This is a genomic window from Microbacterium sp. CPCC 204701 (genome assembly GCF_004010105.1).
In the GTDB taxonomy this organism is placed as follows: Bacteria; Actinomycetota; Actinomycetes; order Actinomycetales; family Microbacteriaceae; genus Microbacterium.
The window spans coordinates 1-2,153 of sequence record NZ_RRYE01000453.1 but is presented as its reverse complement, the minus strand read 5'-3'; the positions used below and the strand labels follow the sequence as shown (position 1 = coordinate 2,153).

The window sequence follows — 2,153 nt, the reverse complement described above, 5'->3', positions numbered from 1 at the left end:
AGCGGCGAGCCGGTTGTGTGCAGCCGCCGCGACGAGCGCGCGCGCATGCGGCGCGAGCGCCTCCGGCCGGCTGAGCAGGATGCCGCGCTGAATGCCCGCCCAGTGCAGTGGCGCAGCCCACGCGGGTGGCTCGCCGAGTCGGGCGACGATTCGGAGGCCGTGGTCGAAAGCCGCCTGCATCGAGCCGGCATCGCCGAGGCGAGCCGAGGCGATGACGGCTTCTCCGAGGGGAAGAAGCGTGAAGAGATCGGGTTCGACCCGCAGCACGCGCGCTCGTGCCGATTCCCACACCGATGCGAGCTCGGCGGCATCGTCGTAGCGACGCGCGAGGCCCACGGTGATGGTGGCGGCGAACGCGTCGTCGCGCGGCGACAGGGCCTGCGCCGACGTGGCGCGAGCCAGAGCCGCACGGGCGTCCGCCGGGCGCTCCCGCTGCAATGCGAACCAGGCCGCCCAGAGGTGGAGGCGCGGCTGCCCGTGGCCGCCTCCTTGTCGGCCTCGAAGCGCATCGCGGATGATGGCGTCCGCTGTCTTGAGGTCGCCGAGGCCGATCGTGGCCGCCGCCGCTACCACGGCCGGCAGTTCGACCGAGGCGCTGGCATCGCCGGAGGCGGTGTAGAGCTCAGATGCGCGCTGGAGATCGGGAAGGGCTGACGCGTCGGCGTCCGGCGACAACGTGGCGATGAGTCCCTGATCGAGGAACCGGAGCGCGACGTGCAACGTCGACGGCGGTGCGGCTCCATGTTCGCGCGCCGCTGTCGCCGGTGCGTGCGGCCGATGCCCCGCACCGATGCCGGCGAGCCGCGCCCACGCCCGGCCGGCGTGGTCGATGTCGTCGGTGGCCCGGTAGGTGTCGTGCGCGAGGCTCATCATGCCCCGGTCGGCCCAGACCGCCGCCGCGAGATCCGTCGCGGTCCTGTCCGGGGGAGCCGCGTGCGCCCAGCCGTCGAGGATCATCCCGGCCTCGTCGAGGCGGCCGAGCTCCCACGCGACGTAGGCCCGGTCTTCTGCGAGCGACTCCGGCGTGGCGCCGCACGCCACCGCCCTCGTCAGCAGTTCGTCGGCGAGAGTCGGGTCTTCCTTCGTCAACGATCGCGCTCGCGCGGCCAGTGCGTCCGCCGCGCGTGGGTCCGTGAGGCCGTCGAGGCTTCGCAGCAGCGTCGCATCATGCAGCTCAGCGGCCGAGCTCGCCTCGATGACGTGGATCCTCTGCGCGACGGGTGCGACGGAGCGCACCGTCTCGACGACGAGCTCGGGCGGTCGTCCGGTCGCGGTGAGGAGGCCCTCGGCGTAGCCCTCAGCCATGAGGGCTTTCGCGTCGGAGTCCGGCGCCGTCGTGAGGCACAGGGCCAGATCGTCGATCAGCCGACGGACGGGCGGGGAGACTGACATCAGCCGGTGCAGGATGCGGGGTCGAAGCGCCTCGCGGAGCACCCCGTGGTACGGATCGTCGCGACAGTCGCGTTCGTCGTGCACCCGGAGGACCTCGTGGACGAGCCATGCGATCCCGCCCGTCATCGCGAGCACGGCGTCTTCGCAATCCGCGATGGCGAAGCCGATGTCCTCGCGCAGACGGTGCCGCGTCACATCCCCGAGCAGGATCGCCGGCCGGCTGCGCTCGAGACGGCGGCTGAGAGCGGCGAAGCCGGGCGCCGCCGGCCAGGTGCGCGCCGTCACGATGAGCCCTGCGTCGGACTCCTCGGCACGGTCGCCCAGGACTCGCAGCCGGGCGTCGTCGAGAAGATGCGCGTCGTCGACAAGCAGGACGGAGCCCGCCGGCGTGGCCTCGATGTCTCCGACGTCTCGCAGCAGAGCGGCGGGCGTGCCCTCGTCGGCGAAGAGGGTGACGAGATGGCGCAGAAGCGTGCTCTTCCCCGAGCCGGCGCTTCCGAGGACGACGGCTCGTGGGGGTTCATCCGGAAAGCGCAGGACATCGATCGAGGGAAGGCCGGGCAGGCTCGCGATGCCGCCCCGTCTGGGCTCGGCATCCGCCCACGTCGGCGCTGCGGGCATCATTCGGGCACAGAGGGGTCGGTCGGCGTCGGAGCAGGTTCTTCGACGACAGGCGGCGTGCCCGGCGGCTCTCCGCCGGGGCCGGGTGTCGGCTCGGGGTCGGGGTCGGGGTCGGGGTCGGCCGTCGGCTCGGGGTCGGG

At 73.0% G+C, this 2,153-nt stretch carries 1 protein-coding gene; it reads right to left on the bottom strand.

The features are described from left to right. On the bottom strand, positions 1 to 2,016 hold a 2,016-nt coding region (locus tag EIO58_RS16680; RefSeq protein WP_127820416.1), incomplete at its 3' end, for a hypothetical protein. Between the last annotated feature and the right edge of the window lie 137 nt (positions 2,017 to 2,153).